Raw genomic sequence first — 16,802 nt, forward strand, 5'->3', positions numbered from 1 at the left:
ACGGCTTCAATAAAATGATCCCGAGAAAAATCGACACCCAATCCTTTTATCACAGATTATTTCAACAGAACTAAATTTCTTTATCGAGAAATAAGCCGAATTCATTATACCGTTGATAAAGTTTCCGATATACCTCCCGATTTTCGGGTCGAGGATGGTATTCCGACAGATATCCCTTCCCCATTATATTTTGAGCCGATATGATATCCTCAAAAATGCCGGCAGCAACAGCCGCACATATCGCAACACCCATCGCTCCCGCTTGTTGTGCGGCAGCTACCTTTATGGGAATCTCCATGATATCCGAAAGCGTTTGCATAACATAAGGCGATTTGAGAGAAATGCCGCCAACGCCAATAACCTCCGTGATTTTAACCCCTTCCTTTTCAAGATGCTCCATAATGGCACGCGAACCAAAAGCTGTAGCCTCAACCAGACTCTTATACAATTGTGCAGGTGTTGTCCCCAAAGTTAATCCCGTTATGCCGCCTTTTAATTTTTGATCGGCATAAGGCGTACGACGCCCATTTAACCAATCGTTAGCAACAAGATCCAAGGCATTAACCGGCAATTTTTCCGCCGCTTCGGTCAATTTCGGGAGTATTCGTCCGATAACATTTTCTTTATCATCCTTTTTTACATTATCGGGCAGTAAATCGAGCGTCCAAGATAAAACATCTCTAAACCATGCATATACATCACCAAAAGCAGACTGTCCGGCTTCGAACCCAATAAATCCGGGAATAACTGAACCGTCAATCTGCCCACTAATACCCGGTATAAGTTTATCCTTAACATCCTCTTTAGGTATTACCACAATATCGCAGGTAGAAGTGCCGATAATCTTCACCATCGCATAGGGTTTGATCTCAGCGCCGATTGCCCCTGCATGAGCATCAAGAATCCCAACCGATATTTCTACAGATTGCGGCAATCCCAAGCGGTCCGACCACTCTTTTGTGAGTTTGCCGGCACTCATATCACTGGTGCATGTTTTTTTGCTTAAATGCCTTGCAAAATCGCCAAGCAACGGATCAAGCACCAAAAGAAAATCCGGTGAAGGATAACCACCCCATTCTTCCGCCCACATACATTTATGCCCTGCAGCACAACGACTGCGTTTCACCTTTTCGGGCTTCAAGTTTCCCGTCAGCAAGGCAGGCATCCAGTCACAATGCTCAATAACCGAATAGGCATCTTTTCGAATATCTTTATTCGTGCGTATAACATGCAATGCCTTTGCCCAAAACCATTCGGAGGAATAAATGCCACCCGAACGCGAAGTAAAATCCGTTTGCCAGCGATGGGACAACTCATTGATTTCGTTCGCCTCCTGAATAGAAGTATGATCTTTCCACAAAATAAACATCGCATCGGGATCATCGGCATACTGAGGCAATAATGCCAACGGCATGCCATTCTCATCCGTCAAACAAGGTGTACTGCCGGTAGTGTCAATGCCCATCGCTACAATTTGCTGTTGCTCGTCGGAAGTAAGCTTCGACAATACCCCATGAACGACTTCTTCCAACGAATCGATATAATCCTGCGGATGCTGACGATACTGATTTTTTGAAGCATCGCAATACAATCCTTTCTTCCATCGAGGATAAAAGGCTGTATGGTCAGCAATTTCTTTACCTGACGTTGTATCGACTACTATCGCACGACAGGAATCCGTGCCGTAATCTATGCCTATTACCAATTTGTCCATGAATCTTCTCTTTTTAATATTGAAATCTATGCCTGTTTATTTTTTTCATCGGAAACAAACCGTACCTCTTTTTCGCGGGCAATGGTGAAACTATAAACAGTGATAATAATGAAAGCGATAGCCGGAACCCAGTAGGCAAATTTTATGTTTCCCGATTGATCGGAAAGAATACCCTGGATTTGCGTCAAAAGAGCAGCTCCTGCAATAGCCATCACCATGCCTGATCCGGCAATCTTGGTATCTTCGCCCAAGCCTCTCATGCCAATACCGTAAATGGTGGGAAACATAAGCGACATGCATCCCGATATTCCCATTAGGGCATAGACTCCGACAAAACCCGAAGCATAAATGGCCGTAATCGAACAAATAACCGCCAGTACAGCCAAAGCAGAAAGGAGGTTAACCGGTTTGGTGTATTTCATCAACCACGTGCATATGAAACGGCCTGCCACGAAAAGAATGAGCGATAGAATATAATATGTTGCACCCGCTTGTTCCGCTGTCCTTGGTAATAGAGCATCCAATCCGATCCAGTCACAAAAACCATAAAAAGTGCCGGCAACAGGTTCAATACCACGTAAAGCGCCGATAATTGCCTCGGAAGAAGGATTATTCCCTAATCCTGCAATGATCGCATCGAAATTCAATTGCTGCATCACATAACGAATAATAAACGACCATACCGCAATTTGCGCGCCTACATAAAAAAATTGCGCTATTACTCCGCCAACATAGTTCTTATTCCTTTTTAACCGATTAAAAGTAGCTTTCAGATTCAACGTTTTATCCTCGTCTTGAGCTCTCGGCATTTTTGTAAAAAATATAGACAGAAAGAGAATCAGCATTACCAGTCCCAATGCCAAATATGCCATGGTAACCGCATGAAGTTCCGTTCGCTGTATAGTTAACAGTTCTGTTTGGTTCAAAATTGCCCTATCTGAAGCACTCATTGTATTGAGCTGCGATAATACGAATATTTGACTAGTAATTACTCCAGTTAACGCACCAAAAGGATTAAACGATTGAGAAAAATTCAATCTTCTTGTAGCCGTAAAAGGATCTCCCAACGCATAAACGTATGAGTTGGCAGAGGTTTCCAGAATAGAAAGCCCGGCAAATAATACAAAAATGGCAAAAAGATACATGGCAAAACAGAAAAATTTATTGATGCCGATCGTCAACATTGCGGGATAAAACAACAGCGAACCCGTTATACAAAATCCCAAGCCCAATAGAACTCCCGATTTAAAGGTGTGCTTCTTGATAAACATTGCTGCAGGAAGAGCAAAACATCCATATCCCAACAAATAACAAACCACCTGAATCCATGCTGTCTGTGTATCGGTAAGACTCATGATACGCTTGAAAGCCGCAAGCATGGTATCCGTCATATTATTGGGTACCGCCCAGATAAAAAACAAGGAGGTAAGTAGAATGAACGGGAAAACGATCCCTTCGGGAACCAACCGATGCTTTTCTAAATGATTATTCGAATTCATATCCTTTATGTCCTATCAAAATATGTGTTTTACTTTATCGATGCCTACTCCCAATAATTTTTCACAGATAGGTGACAAAACCGGTTCATCGCCAACAAAATGAAAAACATGATGCTGATGTGAGAGCGATCCGCCAGGTTTTAAAAATGCGGCAGGCGAACAACTTTCCAGTTCGAGGAAAGGCCCCATAATGCTGCCATCTTCCAGGGGACCATCATTATAAGCATTCAAGGCATCCCCAAATAGTGGATCTTTTTTTGGATTCCACTCCTGGTTGAGGTAAATTTTCGAAGGATCAACGTCAAAAGTTACGATTGTCAGTCGCTTCGAAATAGGATCGTAATTACCGGCTATCCCTTTTGTCCGTTTTGCATTCATTCCTATTTTACTGCGGTATTTCCCATCCGTTTTCAAATAAAGAATTCCGCCTTCATCTCTCAAGCGATCGGGAGGAATTTCGCCAAAATAATCGGTAGTGGCTACTTTCCCTAGTTCTTTTTCGTCGCCTTCTCGATAAGGCACAATGGTGATGGCTGAATCTGATGGATGAAACATATCGAGCATCCAGATACAAACGGTGCCGGTTTTGGGTGTCCATTCAAAATCGTTTTTATTGGTAATTTTGTTATCGGTCGTGTAAGCAACGACACTTACTTCTCCCGGTAAGGATAGGGAAAGTAGCTGAGAGATAACCGATTCGGGAAGCAACGATATTTTTCTTTCTACATTTACTTTCAGTAGGTTACCTTGATAATTTTTCAGTTCCATGTCTTTGGTAAACATAGCCTCCTTTTGCGAAACATGCTCAACCTGCCAAGTTTCGATATCAAATCCTTTCGGTGTATGCCAATTATCGTAAATTTGTTCAACGCCAGGTTCGAAAAAAATAGAATATTTACCCCCTTCAGGGCCTAACCAAAGTCGGTTCTCGCCACCATAGCCATTCATATGTTCGTCGATTACGCCGGAATCGAATACCTTGTAGTTGACGAAACCGAGACTTCTTCCATCCAATCCGTTTGCCGTAGAAGTAAATACTTTAGCCTGATATTTTGCCGAAACAATCACCTGTGCTTTTTCATCATCCGATTTGAGCATAATCAAGCTGTCTTTTTCCGAGAGATAATTCAAATCATACCCGAAAGTTCCTTTTTCATACGTTTTCTTCATATTTTCTGACGTTTTTTTATTGCCTATGCAGGAGAAAAACATTATTCCCCCCATAGCTACCGGTAAAATAAAATTTACATAATTCATTTTCATTGTGTTAATATCATTTTATAAATCTTTCAATCTCTCCAAATTTATCCCAAATACGATTATAAGCTTCAGCGGCGGCTCCATTTCCCCAATCGTAAATAGTAAATTCTCCCATCCCAAGACCTTCAGGACTTGTTCTTCCATTGTGACCGTAATTTTCCATGGTAAACCCATAATCTTCGGGACCAAAAAAAGGCCATGTCTTTTCCCATTGCACTTTTGTTCTGGGATTTTCCGGACAATACATCATTACAAACGATGACTTTAAAGCAGAAATGCCACGTTCATAATATTCCGACATACCTAATAACTCCCCATAACGCAAAATAATTTCAGCAAAAAGGCTTCCCCGAGCATCGTTCCATTCGGCGTCGGAATTCATTACTCCAAAACCACCCAAAACATTTACATACATATATGACGGTTGCCACGATGCCTGTGTCATCAGCATTTCATCAAGTGTTCGCTGACCATATCGTAAATATATCTTGTCCTTAGTAATCCTATAACATTCATATAAAGCTTCTGCTGTCCAAAACATGGAAAAATTATTCTGCTTGTAGATATTGTTTCTACCTACTTTTTTGCCTACCAAATGATCCGATCCGTAACGTGAGCAAGACCAGTAGGTCTCAAAATCCTCCCAACGCCCTACAGGGATGATATTATGGATTACCGCATCCATAGCTTTCAGCGCCGCCTTTTTGTATTCCTGTTTACTGGTCAATTCATATAGCTTCAGGAGAAAAGTGACTGACATAGCAGTCTCAGGCGATTCGTTCAAATGATCCATTGGCTTTTGAGTGTGCAAATCAAGCCATACAGGGAAAAAACCGTTCTCCGACTGAATATTGAGCAACGAGCGGGCATATTGTTCCGCATAGCGAAGCAACCGTTCATCCTTTTCCAGTTCATCATACCAACGGAGCATCAATAGTGCTGTCCAGCTCATATCAAGGATATGGAAAGGCGATTCTCTCGGATTCCAGGTATAAGGGTTCCGGTTTGAGTTTCCCCAATAATGGGTATCCCATCCTTTACTACGGTGATATTTCCTTCCCTCTATTTCCACCTCTTCCATTTCAGTGCCAATAAGTCCGTAGAAAAATCCATTCTTCTGAGGAAAGGAGAGTGCCAGCTCCTTAGTAAGCTGTGCTTTCTCCATCAACGCGCTATTTCCTGTTCGTCTTGCATAACGGAATAGACCTCCTGCAGAACGCAGGGAGCTAAACCATGCCTGGTTCCATACGGAACGGAACTCTCGTTCATTCACCTCTCCCGGATAGTTGGGGCTCTGTGTTACGTTGACAATAAAAACAGGTGCACCCACCTTGTTTCCATTCAGTTCAAACTCCTGCCATACAGCATCAGCCCAGCTGTTGAACGCCCAGTTGTAGGTATGCTCCACATATCGTTCCAAATCGGCATCTACCGGATTCCCGGCCTGATAAAGATCATGTCCCCAACGATCCCAGAAGAAATCGAGCGGCTTTCTGAAAGGGTTTTTAAGTGACACTTCGTCAGTATGCACCATCAGGAAAAATCCGATCTCCACTTCTCCTGCCTGATACTCAGCGCCCAATTCACGGACAAACAGGACATGATCGTCGACCCTGCTGTTACTCATCCCCAATACCAAGCGATTATTTTCAGCATCGAGATCGAGATACCACCTTACCGGAGTTCCCTTTTTCATGATGTCCAGATCGGGAATTAGGGTAATCACTTGTCGGTCGTCTGCAGCAATCAGCGCCGGAGAACGGAACACATGCTGATCAATGATATGCCGGGGAGTAGGCGTGAGATGGGGTGCCCAATGGAATGAAGGGGAAAAGTCGGGAGTAACAACCACTTGCCAATCATCCTGCCGTATGGTTTGATTGAGGAAGAAACAGAATTGTATGTGCAGGCAATTCTCGTCCACTACCTCAATTTGGCTGATTCCCTTTTCATTTCCCAACAAGTCGTATTGAACCTTACTAATGGTTTTTTGCCACATACTGGGTAACTTCACTTCCATTGGCAACGGCAGATTTTGCATCTCCGCATTCTGTGCCTGCAATAGGGACGAGAAAACCAAGACTGTAGTCAATACGCTATAAATAAGTCTCTTCATCATTTTCTGGTCTATTTTCACAAGTGTTCTAATCTATTCTTTCGAGTGTAATCAAATTCAGCTCGAACTGATCGGATTTTCCATTGCTCCTCACATGAAAAGTGATGGAATTTGTCTGGGATGTAAGTTGAATATCTCCCACATGGATATTCTCCCTGAAAGTCTCTTGGGCTGCTTTAGTCGGTATCCAATCCGAGAGCCTATTCTGCCGTTGCCATACCTGAAAATCGGCACCACCGGGTTTTTCGTGATAATTGACCAATACCTTGTATTTTCCTTCCGGCACATCCGTGAGCATTACTCTTACCGCACCCTGCCCGAAGGAAGTAAACATCAACCCTCTATCTAAAATAGCCTGCATCCCTCTGTCGAGAGTGATTTCCATCAACTGCGGAAAATAGACATGGGTAGAAGGCAGATAAACCTCGCGTAATTCAATAGTAGGTTCCATTTTTTCCTTAAGAGGTTGTGCCGCATAAAAAAATGCTACCGATATGTAATCCACGGGAAAATTATTGCCTGATTCGCCGTGCTCTATTCCGTGATAAATCTCTTTCTCGAAAGACAATTTGTCGGAAAGGAAAAAGCGATAACCACCAGTGCGCCCCATAGGCAATGAATAATCGAGCGAACCGTGTATGGGCATGCTGATTCCCCTGTCCCAACGATCGAGCAAGGCGTACCATCCTCCGTTATAATAATCTTCCGAACCGGTGCCATGCAAACGCATTTTTCCATCCACATACGTGGTATCATCACCCTCAAAAAAGAGGGTCATGCCTGGGCGCAGTCCCTGTGCCTGATGAATAGTTCCCACGTAATGCCCTTTCCCTTCGATCTCCATAAAGGTATGAAACTGCCCTATTTCGGGCTTTTCTCTTCTCCAAACGGTATAAAATTTTCCCTCATCCTTCACATTCCGTCCATTATCGTTATAATACACTTTCACGTTGACCGGTACAGGATTCTGACATACTCCCTCCCTTTCCTTATAGACAAGTTTCATAGAGGCAGAACGATCGAAAGGCATAGGCAGGTAACAATAGTTGGAAGTCTCCTGCCGACCCATCAGGATACTGCGCATGGCCGGCTTGCCGTAAGCATATCCGAAGAAATCGGCCACAGGGGCATAGATCGCTTCTACCTTTTCATCGTCCCATTTCGCCGAAAGGATAATATCTTTATAAATACCCTCGAACGATGTTCCTCCATCAATTTCAAAGCCTACAATACGTCCGGCCGTTTTTTTGTCGAAAAATGTGAACTCCTCACCCGGTTGCAGCGTAAAACTTTTTTGTTCCGTTTCAATTCCGTCCGACAAACCCGATGTATAATTTTGTACCGTTGGAAAAATGCCGGACCACAACATGCTTATTTCCGACAAAAGCTCTCGGTCGGATTCCGAGAAGTTCCCTGTCCAACTTTCCACATCCATGCCCGGCAGTTTTCGAGCTTGTATCTGATGGAACATTATCTTTTCTCCTTCAAACACAACCTTCAGTGATTTTTTGAAGGGGATGGGAATGTAGCAATAATATCCGCCTATTTCGTTTCCGCAAACAGGTTTTACGAACGGATACACCTCTCCCGAGAAGAGATCCATAAACCGAATTTTCAACCGCGGTATTTTTTCTCCATCGAAATAAAACGACAGTATATCGCTGGTCGGGGTAGGGGTCCAAATCCTGTTTACCACACCGGGCCCTTCAAATTCTGCAAGGACAAGGTGTGCGTTCTCTTTCCGGACATATGAATATTTTCCCGAAAAACCGTCGTCGTTGCCCCACGTGCGATCGTAGCTCGATTCTTGCTCTATAAGTTGATTGTGACGATATGCGGGAAGCAAATCCACTCGTTTTAGTAACGCCAGTTCTTTTCGGAATGTGTGTGTTTGCGAATATGTGTTTAAGCCGCAAATAAATAGCAATACGACACCCGGAAAAATTTTCAGCGATATCTTTCTCATTATTCCTCGGTTTTTTAATTCACTTCTAATTGCTGCCAATCGGGTAATTGTGGAAATTTGGTATGAGGCTCTTTTTGATACCAAAAACAAGTCGAAGATATATCCGATTTCTGGGGCAAATACCGTCCTCCATGGCGCCAGCCCAAGTCCTGAATCGTGATGCGCAAATCCTTTTTAAAACGAACAGGATCCATGATGTGCCAGCGATAAAGCCCAAAACGCTGTCCTGCTTTATACGTCAGATCAGGGGATATTACCTGCACAAGTCCGCTGTAAGGGGTGGTAAAGGTGACATATTTTCCATTCCGGTCGAAATTGTACGAGCCACAAAAATAATCTTCCGTTCCCGTACCGCAAATCGTAGGAAATTTTGTGTCGCCATCGAGAAAGAATTTGATCTCTCCTTCTCCCCACCAACCATTATTATTCACTTGCCATGCCAGATAAACACCAACAAAATGCCCCGCGCCTTTAACATTATCGATAATCGTATAATCCGACGTTTCGTTCACTTTTGTCCTGCGAAACTGCGCATGAAAATAGGCCGCATCATCCGGAACATCGGTAAGTGTGTAGTCTATTTGGTAATAAAGCCGCATTTCGTCCTGATCATTGATATTTTCCATCGTAATCCGGCATTTCTTCCGAAAAGGCATCGGCCAGTAACAATTAAATGCACTTCCCGGATTGACACAAACGGCAAGCGAATTAAGATGAGCATATTCACCCCATCCCATCCCAAAAAAATCGCCTACCGGTACTTCAACCGAAGGAGTTTCTTCATCGTCCCAGTAAATACGGACAATGGAAAATCGCCAATTACCGGTAGGTGTCATCCAGATATGCTGAATGGCTCCCGGACCGTCAATTTCGGCCAAGGTAATTGTCTCGCCGGGTTTAATAATGATAAAAGGATTAACCTTCCATCCTTGTCCAAGATCTCGTGCTGCCAAAGAAGCATTGGCCGTATTTCTCGTTGCTTCCGGATCAGGTATGGCCATCCCTCCCTTTCCTTTTTCTCCCGTAAAGTTTTCGGGACTGATCGATCTTGTTTCGGCATCGGAAAGCCGATGCAGATTTCCCATATTCATATTCAATCCGTTGAACCTTTCATTTTGTCCCAAAAGATTCGTAGATGAAAAAATCAAAATAAATAAAAGACTGTAAACAATTGATTTAGATTGCATAATAAAAAAAATTTATAGTGAATTAATACTCAAACTTCTATTTTACTATTTTACTATTTTGCCTGAAACGATAAATTTATTCACGTCAATATGCCCGTAAACCACGTTTAATGAAGGCTTTCCTCCCTTATATGTAATTGTTCCAAATCCCGTAGCAGTACTGATAAAACTCGTAAAATCACCGATTTTTGAATCGATATACATCGTTTTGTCCACCGCATCGTATCGAACACCTGTCAAACCTTGCAACATTCCATAACTTGACATGGCTCGTGCGTACCAATGCCCGCATTCATATTCATCGAAAGGATTTCTCACCGTTCCATCATATCTTTTTCGGCACTCTCGAACAATTTCCAATCCTTTTTCTACTTCTCCTTTAAACATGAGATGACTCGCAACCTGATACTCTATTCCTGTCCAAACTTCATTGCTGTAAACAAAAGGTAAGGAAAGTTCACCACCTTTCGGCCAGGTACATAACAAAAGTCCACCCTCGTTTCCGCAAGCATACGTAGGTCGCTGTGGATTGGCATGATCCATTAAATCCGTTTTTAAATTGTATTGATGAACAGCAAGCAGATGACTTTTAACTTTCTGGTGATCAACAATTTCGTTAAGGCCACATACCGACGCTAACCACATTCCCAGAATACCGTCCGAAAGACATCCCTTTCCATACTGATATTTGGGCCCTTCTTTTTTCAATAAAGCAAGTGCTTCCTCCGAATATGCCCCGCCAAAAGATTGCACTTCAAGTGGATTGGGAGCTAGTAACCCTTCCCATTGAATTTTTTGAATGAAATACTCTCCATCATAAAGATCATTTTCAATATATTTTTTCCCTCTTGACAAGAGCGTTTCGTATTCATTATAGGGCTTTTTTAACTCCTCGCTCATTTCAATGAAAGCAGTTAAAGCACCCAAATAAAAACTGGTACACATTCCATCAGGTCCCCAAAACTCGATATCGTACGTATTATGATGAGGCTCTTCAAGATAACCTTTCCGCTTTGGATCCCACGTACGAATGCAATAATCGAGACTCAATTTAACGTAAGGGTAAAGACTTTTCATCCACTCCGTGTCACCATTGATATGCCAATCGCGATACACTTTCATGATACCGCCCAATTGCCCATCCGCAGCTGCATGAAAATTATGCGGCGGAGGAGTAAGTGGAAGATTAGCTCTGAAATTCTGGTGTCCTTCTTCATTCTGATTAATCTTATATTCCGTTTCACGCAATGTCCTTTCTAAGGCAGGGAATAAATGAGGAATTGCTTGAGCATAATTCCACACATGCGTACAACTTCCATGACAACAACCGGAATTATCATTACAACCCTCCCACGCCCAAAGCCTTCCATCAGCCATTCTCAAAACGGTAGGGGATTTCAAAATGGTAAGATTGGCAGCAATAGCTTCCATTACTTCCGGCGGAAGAGTAGATGCATAAAAAGCACCTCTGAACAATTCACTTTTCTTTTTAAGGTCATCAGCATGAAGATCCCAATATTGAATGAGTTCATTCAGATTTTGAAAACGGGAAGCATACCAGGGTTTATAAAATCTCTCTGACGAAGAAAATGTTTTTTGCTGTTCTTCGGCTTCAATGATTTCCCACTCTCCATAATCTTCACCTTCAAAATTCGCCAAAAGAGTAGCCGAAGAAGAAGAAGGAACGAAAAGATCTTCTGCCCGATCATCTGTCAAGACAAATTGATCGGCAAGAATATGCCCCCACACTGCAGTCTCCAAATCGACGATTTTTATCCGAGCAGTTTTGCCAACATATTCCTTTAAATCCCAAACTTGTTCATTTAAAACCTCGGACTGATTACCGGTGGCTGTTTTTATAATTTCATCATCGACCACCAAATTTACGGAAGTTTTATCTTTTTGGGTTCCGCCACCTACCAAAAATTTCAGAAATCTTTTATTGATTTTGAACTCGGGTGACAATAAAATACCCATCTGTCCATCACCATTATGATCAAATGTATTGACCAACTGTTTACCGGCAAATCCCGAAACTTGCTGTTGGCCGGGAGCAGTGCCTTTAGATGGTTTGTCTCCGAAAGCATTACCGGTGAACATGGCTTGTCCAATGGATAAATCGGATTTTGGTAAATACCAGCAAAAATTGACCCTGACAACTTTTTCGTTTCCGGGAAGCAAGGAGAACGGTACATAAATAGACGCTCCCGGCGACACTCCTTCAATCGGAGGATGGCTTATCAGATTTCCTTCCCGAATATTTTTCCATAAAATAGTCTGGGAATCAAACCAACCGCCTCTAAACCAACAATGATCAACAACCGCCTTATCACCATTAACATAAATTCCAAAACCTCCAACAGCATTTCCACCTCCATTACCGGCTTTTGTCAATCTGAAACCATTTCTTAACGCAGAAATATTACCTTTCTCGTCAATAAAGTTCTTTGCATTGTATGAAAAAACAGCATCAATTTTTTTCCCCGAAGTATTTTTAAAATGATATTCCAATACCCCCACCGGTAAACTCGAATTATCTTCATCAGTAGGAATAAAAGGACTCCAACCAGTAATTTCAATTTCGAGCGGAATATCTTTATCTTGCAATTCAATTGTGGCAAAAGGGAAACGAGCCAAAAAAGAACCGTTTTCGAAGCGTGGTAAACCGTAATTCCGATTACCACCACCATTCCCTGTTCCGGGCGGACCAAACAATTTCCATTTCGGTACCACTGCTTCCAGGACTTTAGCACCTCTTTCAATACCTTTTATACTTATAGCAGCAAAAGCATAGGGTTCATTATATATGTCAGGCCGATTGTTCACCGAAAGATGCGAAATGGCTCCCGTTCCCGCAAGACAGAACATTCCGGCGCCAATACCTCCTATCGGGAAAGCAATTCTATTTAAATATTCATTCTCGTATTTTCCGTTGAAAACTCTTTTCGTCCTTTCCAATTGAATTTTAACCGGATCAATGGTCGGATGCTGCTTCAATAAGCTTTCAGCTGATGCAAAGCCGGGGATATTTGACGCGGCGATCGTGCCTAACCCAATTTTCTTTAGGAATGCCCTGCGATTGTTATTCATTTCCACTATTGTTGTTTAAATTGAATTCATTAACTACGGCGTCATAAGGGTGTCGATTCTTTATCTGCCAGATAAACTGTTGCGGTGAGAGCGGGGTAATCCCAAAAACAAACTGTTCTCCATTTTTAAACGGTGATTTCAATTCAAAGTTTTCAATTGAAATACCTCTCGGAATGGGGGTTTCACTTGCCCAATAGGTAAAACGCCCGTTGACCAATCCGGTCAGTTTCTCCTGAGGGTTCTTCTGTGCCCAATATTGCGTTGCCTGTTTCCCGGTAAATTTCCAATGTACATTTGTCTCGGCTGCGTACACCGCTTTACTGTAGTCTTTTTCATTGGGTGCAGCAATAAAATAAGCGTCCCCCTTCCAACTCCGTATCATCTCTTGTTGAGAAAAGTACGCATGTGACGTAAAATGGATATCCTTGTAACCAGACCACAAATCGAGTGAGGATTTTTCTCCGTCTTTTAAGAAAAGCGTTCTCAAACGGGCTTTGTTTCCCATGGTAGCGGTCGTTATGAAATAATCCAGATCAACGGAGCCGCTATATGTATTCGTCGTTATCTCAAATTCGTAAGGGCGGGATTCGAAGAAACGAAGGCGAACATACACTTTGGCTCCGTTATCAAAAGGTTCGGAAAAAACATACAAGGTAAGCGTCTCCTCCCCGTCTATCTTTTCCACTACCCCTCTTGCCGGGTATTGCTCATTTAAAGATAAAACAGCCGTAGCATCGTCAGAGCTCCAAAAACGTTTTCCCCATTCATCCTTATCCAGACTACTCTTTTCAAGTTCCGAATACCCACGTTCTTCAGCTCCTCTCGGAATTGGCTCAAAAGCAATAAAATTCATCACCTCAGGAAATTCATAATCCAGATAGGGAGTGTAAATTCTGATCAATCCTCTGGGGCCCGGTAACGGAGCCAATCCCACAATTATACCATTGGCATGGCCCCATTCCGGCATCGCCGGTTTTCCCTGTACCGGTTGTATCCAGGTGCCAACCGTATCGGGTGGCGCCAATTGCTTCCAATCCGAAAAACTCTGCTGAGTACCCGAACGGAGGAGTATCAGTAAAAATAAAGAAAGTAGTAACTGTCGCATATCTCTGTTTTCTAAATAACCGTTTGTACTTTTCTTTAATCCTGAAAGCTACCCATATCTGCTATTTCGGCTTTCATCAAAAAAACATTGTAGGGCATCCACATCGACATAAGGAAATAGAGATTTTCTCCTGTTTCCGATAGGGGATGGAAATAGGACCCGTACAATTGTGGATAATCCTTTCCTGCTGCCAATTCATATGGCTCACTCCAAGGACCAGTAAGCTGTTTCGCAGTACGCATTGTGATATTATACCGGTCACCATTGAAATAGGCAATAAACCACTTGTTGAATGTCTCATTATAAATGAATGATAACTCTCCCACTTTATCGTTAATAATAATAGTTGCCAGATTTTCATCTCCTTTTTTCCACTCACCGGAAGAGCCGTTCCAGTATTCATACTGATCCCTGTTTTCAATATCCGATTCAAGAAAACGGGCAAGAGCGGCTTTGCTGTCTCTACCGGTTTGCGTACCGATCATATAAACATACCCATCTTTCTTAAAATATCCTCCTTGCCCAAAAGGACTATCGGAGGAGAATGTAATGCCATCACATTTTTCCCATGTTTGCCCGTTATCCATCGATTTGTACATCCCGGAATAATTAGTGATCCATCCAGTCCAGTTCCTGATATTGAAATAATGGACATAATCAATCCCGTTAGCACGGATAGCAGCAGAAGGAATAGACGTCCAGTCTCCATTTCCAGATGTGTCTTTTCCTCCATGTATGATTTCTCGAGCATCACCCCTCGCATCAGTCACCATGCTTCTGAAAGTCAATCCGTCATCCAAATTTTTATCTTCAGAAAAAGCGAGTACATTACTTCTCCAACAACATCCATTAGGCCCAGGATTGGTGGGATTTGGCTTGAAATCACGGCCGAAAGTATCGCCAAAGAATATCCCATATTTATCGGGGCCCATCTCCCAGATAATACCCAGATCCGTTCCACCAACATTCCATTTCAATGGAGTATTATTGGGACTGGGGAATGTTTCTCCGGACATCTGAGCTCCCGTAACACGTGCTATTCGCATCACATTGCGGATAAAAAAACCCCACCTATTATCTATACTGAGTGAAATTTCTTTAGAAACATTTCCATCCCGATAAACGGCTTTCAGTAAAAGTTTGAAAAAATGTGGGTCGGAAGCCCTTACCGTATATTTGAAAAGATACGGTGATGAAAGCACACTCCGACTGATCTTTTCCGAATAACTTTCTCCTCCACTCTTATTCACGATCAGATAATCAATATTGTCAAGATTTTTAAACTCGAGAAGTGTAGAAACAGTCTTTGTCTTCTTGTCGGGTATAAGATCTGTTTCAGCCACCGAGATCTCATCAATCGGAATATAAGGCTTATTCCTACCTTCTTCTTTACCGCAAAAGGATACACTCAATGCAATGATTGAAAAGGCTATAAATATACGATAGTTTTTATTTTTCTCTACATTCATAAACTTTTATCCTATAAAAATTCATTGTTGTCCGGTAAAACCGGTAATTTGATTTTTGATCACGATTTAAAGGGCTTTCTGCCCAGTTTTCCGTGTATTTCTAAAAGCAAGCCCCTTCCCATTGAGCAAAGAGTGAATATTGATCTGTCATGCCTTTTTGACGAGATTTTTGCTCTTCAATAAGTTCCTGCCAGGCTTTTTCAGGATTCTCAAAGAATCTTCTGACATCGATGTAACTCATCAAGTGCTGCCTGATTACGGAAACCATGTTTGAAAATGCCCATTTCCGCTTAATTTGGCTTTTGAGTATCATCAGCAGCAAGTTGGCCAGCATAACCGACCAAATTTGTATGATAATGGCGTTCTCGTTGTCTCCCAGAAAATATTTCAAGGGAAAGTTCTGCTTCAGCTGCTTGAAAAGCAGCTCAATCTGCCATCTTTTTTTATAAATCCGGGCGATCACTTCTGCCGGAAGTTCCATATTATTGGTAATGAACTCAAACAGGCGTCCATTGGTGGAATCCCAGTAAGCTATGCGTCTTGAGAGATGCTTTTCAGTTTTGTTCTTACCGTAGGAAAGCTCAATCTGTTCATCTTTCAGGACACCTGAATCGGCATCATCCGGAATATCAAACTCTTCGCGTGCCTGATAAAGAGCATTATCCTTTAAGCGGGTTACATACCAGATTCTTTTACGGGTGAAAACCTCATACTGTGCGTAATCCACATATCCTTTGTCAAAGCAAAGAATAGAATCTTCAGGAAGATTTACCTCCTTTAGCAAAAGATGGTCGTGTTTTGCGGCTTCTGTATAACGGATGAAACAGGGCTGGTTATCTTCCGAACGGATGATGGTATGGGCTTTGATACCACCCTTCTTCTTTCCATTTTCAGGATTTCGTCCTACGCCCTTCAAGATATTCTTGAACAGCGTTATCGTGGTCGAATCCATGATATAAAGACGCTTCATATCCTGTTTACTCAAGCTGCTGTCCGTTAAACTACCGGAGTAACGTCGATAGGTATCGTAATATACCCGGGCAAAGATATCGGGTGTGCGACGGGCATTGGCCTCTGAAAGAGTGCTGCGCCGGACAACATAATCAAGGCCGAGGTGCCCGAGACGATGAGCATTAGATAGCAGGCCCAATACGGTCTCACGAATGGAGTTGTAGCCCTCGAAAGCAACAAACAACATCACAACAATATGTTTATGGCCGGTGAATCGCTTCACATACTTATCAGCTCCCAACGCTTTGGATGCCTTTGATATTTTTGACTTGTCCAATAAATTTAACAGCTGTGTAAAGATCGGCTGTCCGCTAAAATTTGTACCTTTGCCCATGTCGGTTATCTTTTTTTGTTTTGCAACTATAAAGGTAAACCTTCTGGGGGA

At 42.5% G+C, this 16,802-nt stretch carries 10 protein-coding genes; all 10 read right to left on the reverse strand.

The genetic code is table 11. The features are described 5' to 3' along the window. Positions 1-70: 70 nt before the first annotated feature. The 10 genes from EJN84_RS05390 to EJN84_RS05435 all read right to left on the reverse strand — a co-directional run bounded on the left by EJN84_RS05390 (position 71) and on the right by EJN84_RS05435 (position 16,751). Entirely contained in the window at positions 71-1,714 is a 1,644-nt protein-coding gene (locus EJN84_RS05390) for a ribulokinase (protein ID WP_129594458.1), read from the reverse strand. Positions 1,715-1,740: 26 nt separating this feature from the next. Continuing rightward, a complete protein-coding gene (gene fucP / locus EJN84_RS05395) occupies positions 1,741-3,213 on the reverse strand; it encodes an L-fucose:H+ symporter permease (protein WP_129594459.1) in 1,473 nt (490 codons plus the stop codon). A gap of 15 nt (positions 3,214-3,228) precedes the next feature. Further along, positions 3,229-4,383: a DUF6786 family protein gene (locus tag EJN84_RS05400; RefSeq protein WP_238943935.1), complete on the reverse strand. Its 1,155-nt coding sequence runs from the start codon at positions 4,381-4,383 to the stop codon at positions 3,229-3,231. 103 nt (positions 4,384-4,486) lie between these two features. Next, the gene (locus tag EJN84_RS05405; RefSeq protein ID WP_129594461.1) at positions 4,487-6,592 is read right to left on the reverse strand and encodes a glycoside hydrolase family protein; all 2,106 of its coding nucleotides are present in this window, start codon (positions 6,590-6,592) and stop codon (positions 4,487-4,489) included. 25 nt (positions 6,593-6,617) lie between these two features. Continuing rightward, the gene (locus tag EJN84_RS05410; RefSeq protein ID WP_129594462.1) at positions 6,618-8,555 is read right to left on the reverse strand and encodes a glycoside hydrolase family 172 protein; all 1,938 of its coding nucleotides are present in this window, start codon (positions 8,553-8,555) and stop codon (positions 6,618-6,620) included. A gap of 14 nt (positions 8,556-8,569) precedes the next feature. Continuing rightward, complete coding sequence (locus EJN84_RS05415; RefSeq protein ID WP_129594463.1) at positions 8,570-9,742, reverse strand: glycoside hydrolase family 172 protein; 1,173 nt, start codon at positions 9,740-9,742, stop codon at positions 8,570-8,572. A 45-nt stretch (positions 9,743-9,787) separates the two neighbouring features. After that, positions 9,788-12,832: a GH116 family glycosyl hydrolase gene (locus EJN84_RS05420; protein WP_129594464.1), complete on the reverse strand. Its 3,045-nt coding sequence runs from the start codon at positions 12,830-12,832 to the stop codon at positions 9,788-9,790. Then, positions 12,825-13,937 (reverse strand): hypothetical protein, encoded by a 1,113-nt coding sequence (locus tag EJN84_RS05425; RefSeq protein ID WP_129594465.1) that lies wholly within the window; start codon positions 13,935-13,937, stop codon positions 12,825-12,827. The genes EJN84_RS05420 and EJN84_RS05425 overlap by 8 nt, the downstream gene beginning before the upstream one ends. A gap of 35 nt (positions 13,938-13,972) precedes the next feature. Then, positions 13,973-15,406 (reverse strand): DUF4185 domain-containing protein, encoded by a 1,434-nt coding sequence (locus EJN84_RS05430; protein ID WP_129594466.1) that lies wholly within the window; start codon positions 15,404-15,406, stop codon positions 13,973-13,975. A 100-nt stretch (positions 15,407-15,506) separates the two neighbouring features. After that, the gene (locus tag EJN84_RS05435; RefSeq protein WP_129594467.1) at positions 15,507-16,751 is read right to left on the reverse strand and encodes an IS4 family transposase; all 1,245 of its coding nucleotides are present in this window, start codon (positions 16,749-16,751) and stop codon (positions 15,507-15,509) included. Positions 16,752-16,802: the final 51 nt, after the last annotated feature.

The sequence above is a fragment of the Seramator thermalis genome, from assembly GCF_004138125.1.
GTDB lineage: Bacteria > Bacteroidota > Bacteroidia > Bacteroidales > Dysgonomonadaceae > Seramator > Seramator thermalis.

Excerpts from the sequence above, each read along its gene's own strand:
- EJN84_RS05390 (WP_129594458.1), bottom strand. The coding sequence starts at position 1,714 with ATGGACAAATTGGTAATAGGCATAGATTACGGCACGGATTCCTGTCGT.
- fucP (WP_129594459.1), bottom strand. The coding sequence starts at position 3,213 with ATGAATTCGAATAATCATTTAGAAAAGCATCGGTTGGTTCCCGAAGGG.
- EJN84_RS05400 (WP_238943935.1), bottom strand. The coding sequence starts at position 4,383 with ATGAAGAAAACGTATGAAAAAGGAACTTTCGGGTATGATTTGAATTAT.
- EJN84_RS05405 (WP_129594461.1), bottom strand. The coding sequence starts at position 6,592 with ATGATGAAGAGACTTATTTATAGCGTATTGACTACAGTCTTGGTTTTC.
- EJN84_RS05410 (WP_129594462.1), bottom strand. The coding sequence starts at position 8,555 with ATGAGAAAGATATCGCTGAAAATTTTTCCGGGTGTCGTATTGCTATTT.
- EJN84_RS05415 (WP_129594463.1), bottom strand. The coding sequence starts at position 9,742 with ATGCAATCTAAATCAATTGTTTACAGTCTTTTATTTATTTTGATTTTT.
- EJN84_RS05420 (WP_129594464.1), bottom strand. The coding sequence starts at position 12,832 with ATGAATAACAATCGCAGGGCATTCCTAAAGAAAATTGGGTTAGGCACG.
- EJN84_RS05425 (WP_129594465.1), bottom strand. The coding sequence starts at position 13,937 with ATGCGACAGTTACTACTTTCTTTATTTTTACTGATACTCCTCCGTTCG.
- EJN84_RS05430 (WP_129594466.1), bottom strand. The coding sequence starts at position 15,406 with ATGAATGTAGAGAAAAATAAAAACTATCGTATATTTATAGCCTTTTCA.
- EJN84_RS05435 (WP_129594467.1), bottom strand. The coding sequence starts at position 16,751 with ATGGGCAAAGGTACAAATTTTAGCGGACAGCCGATCTTTACACAGCTG.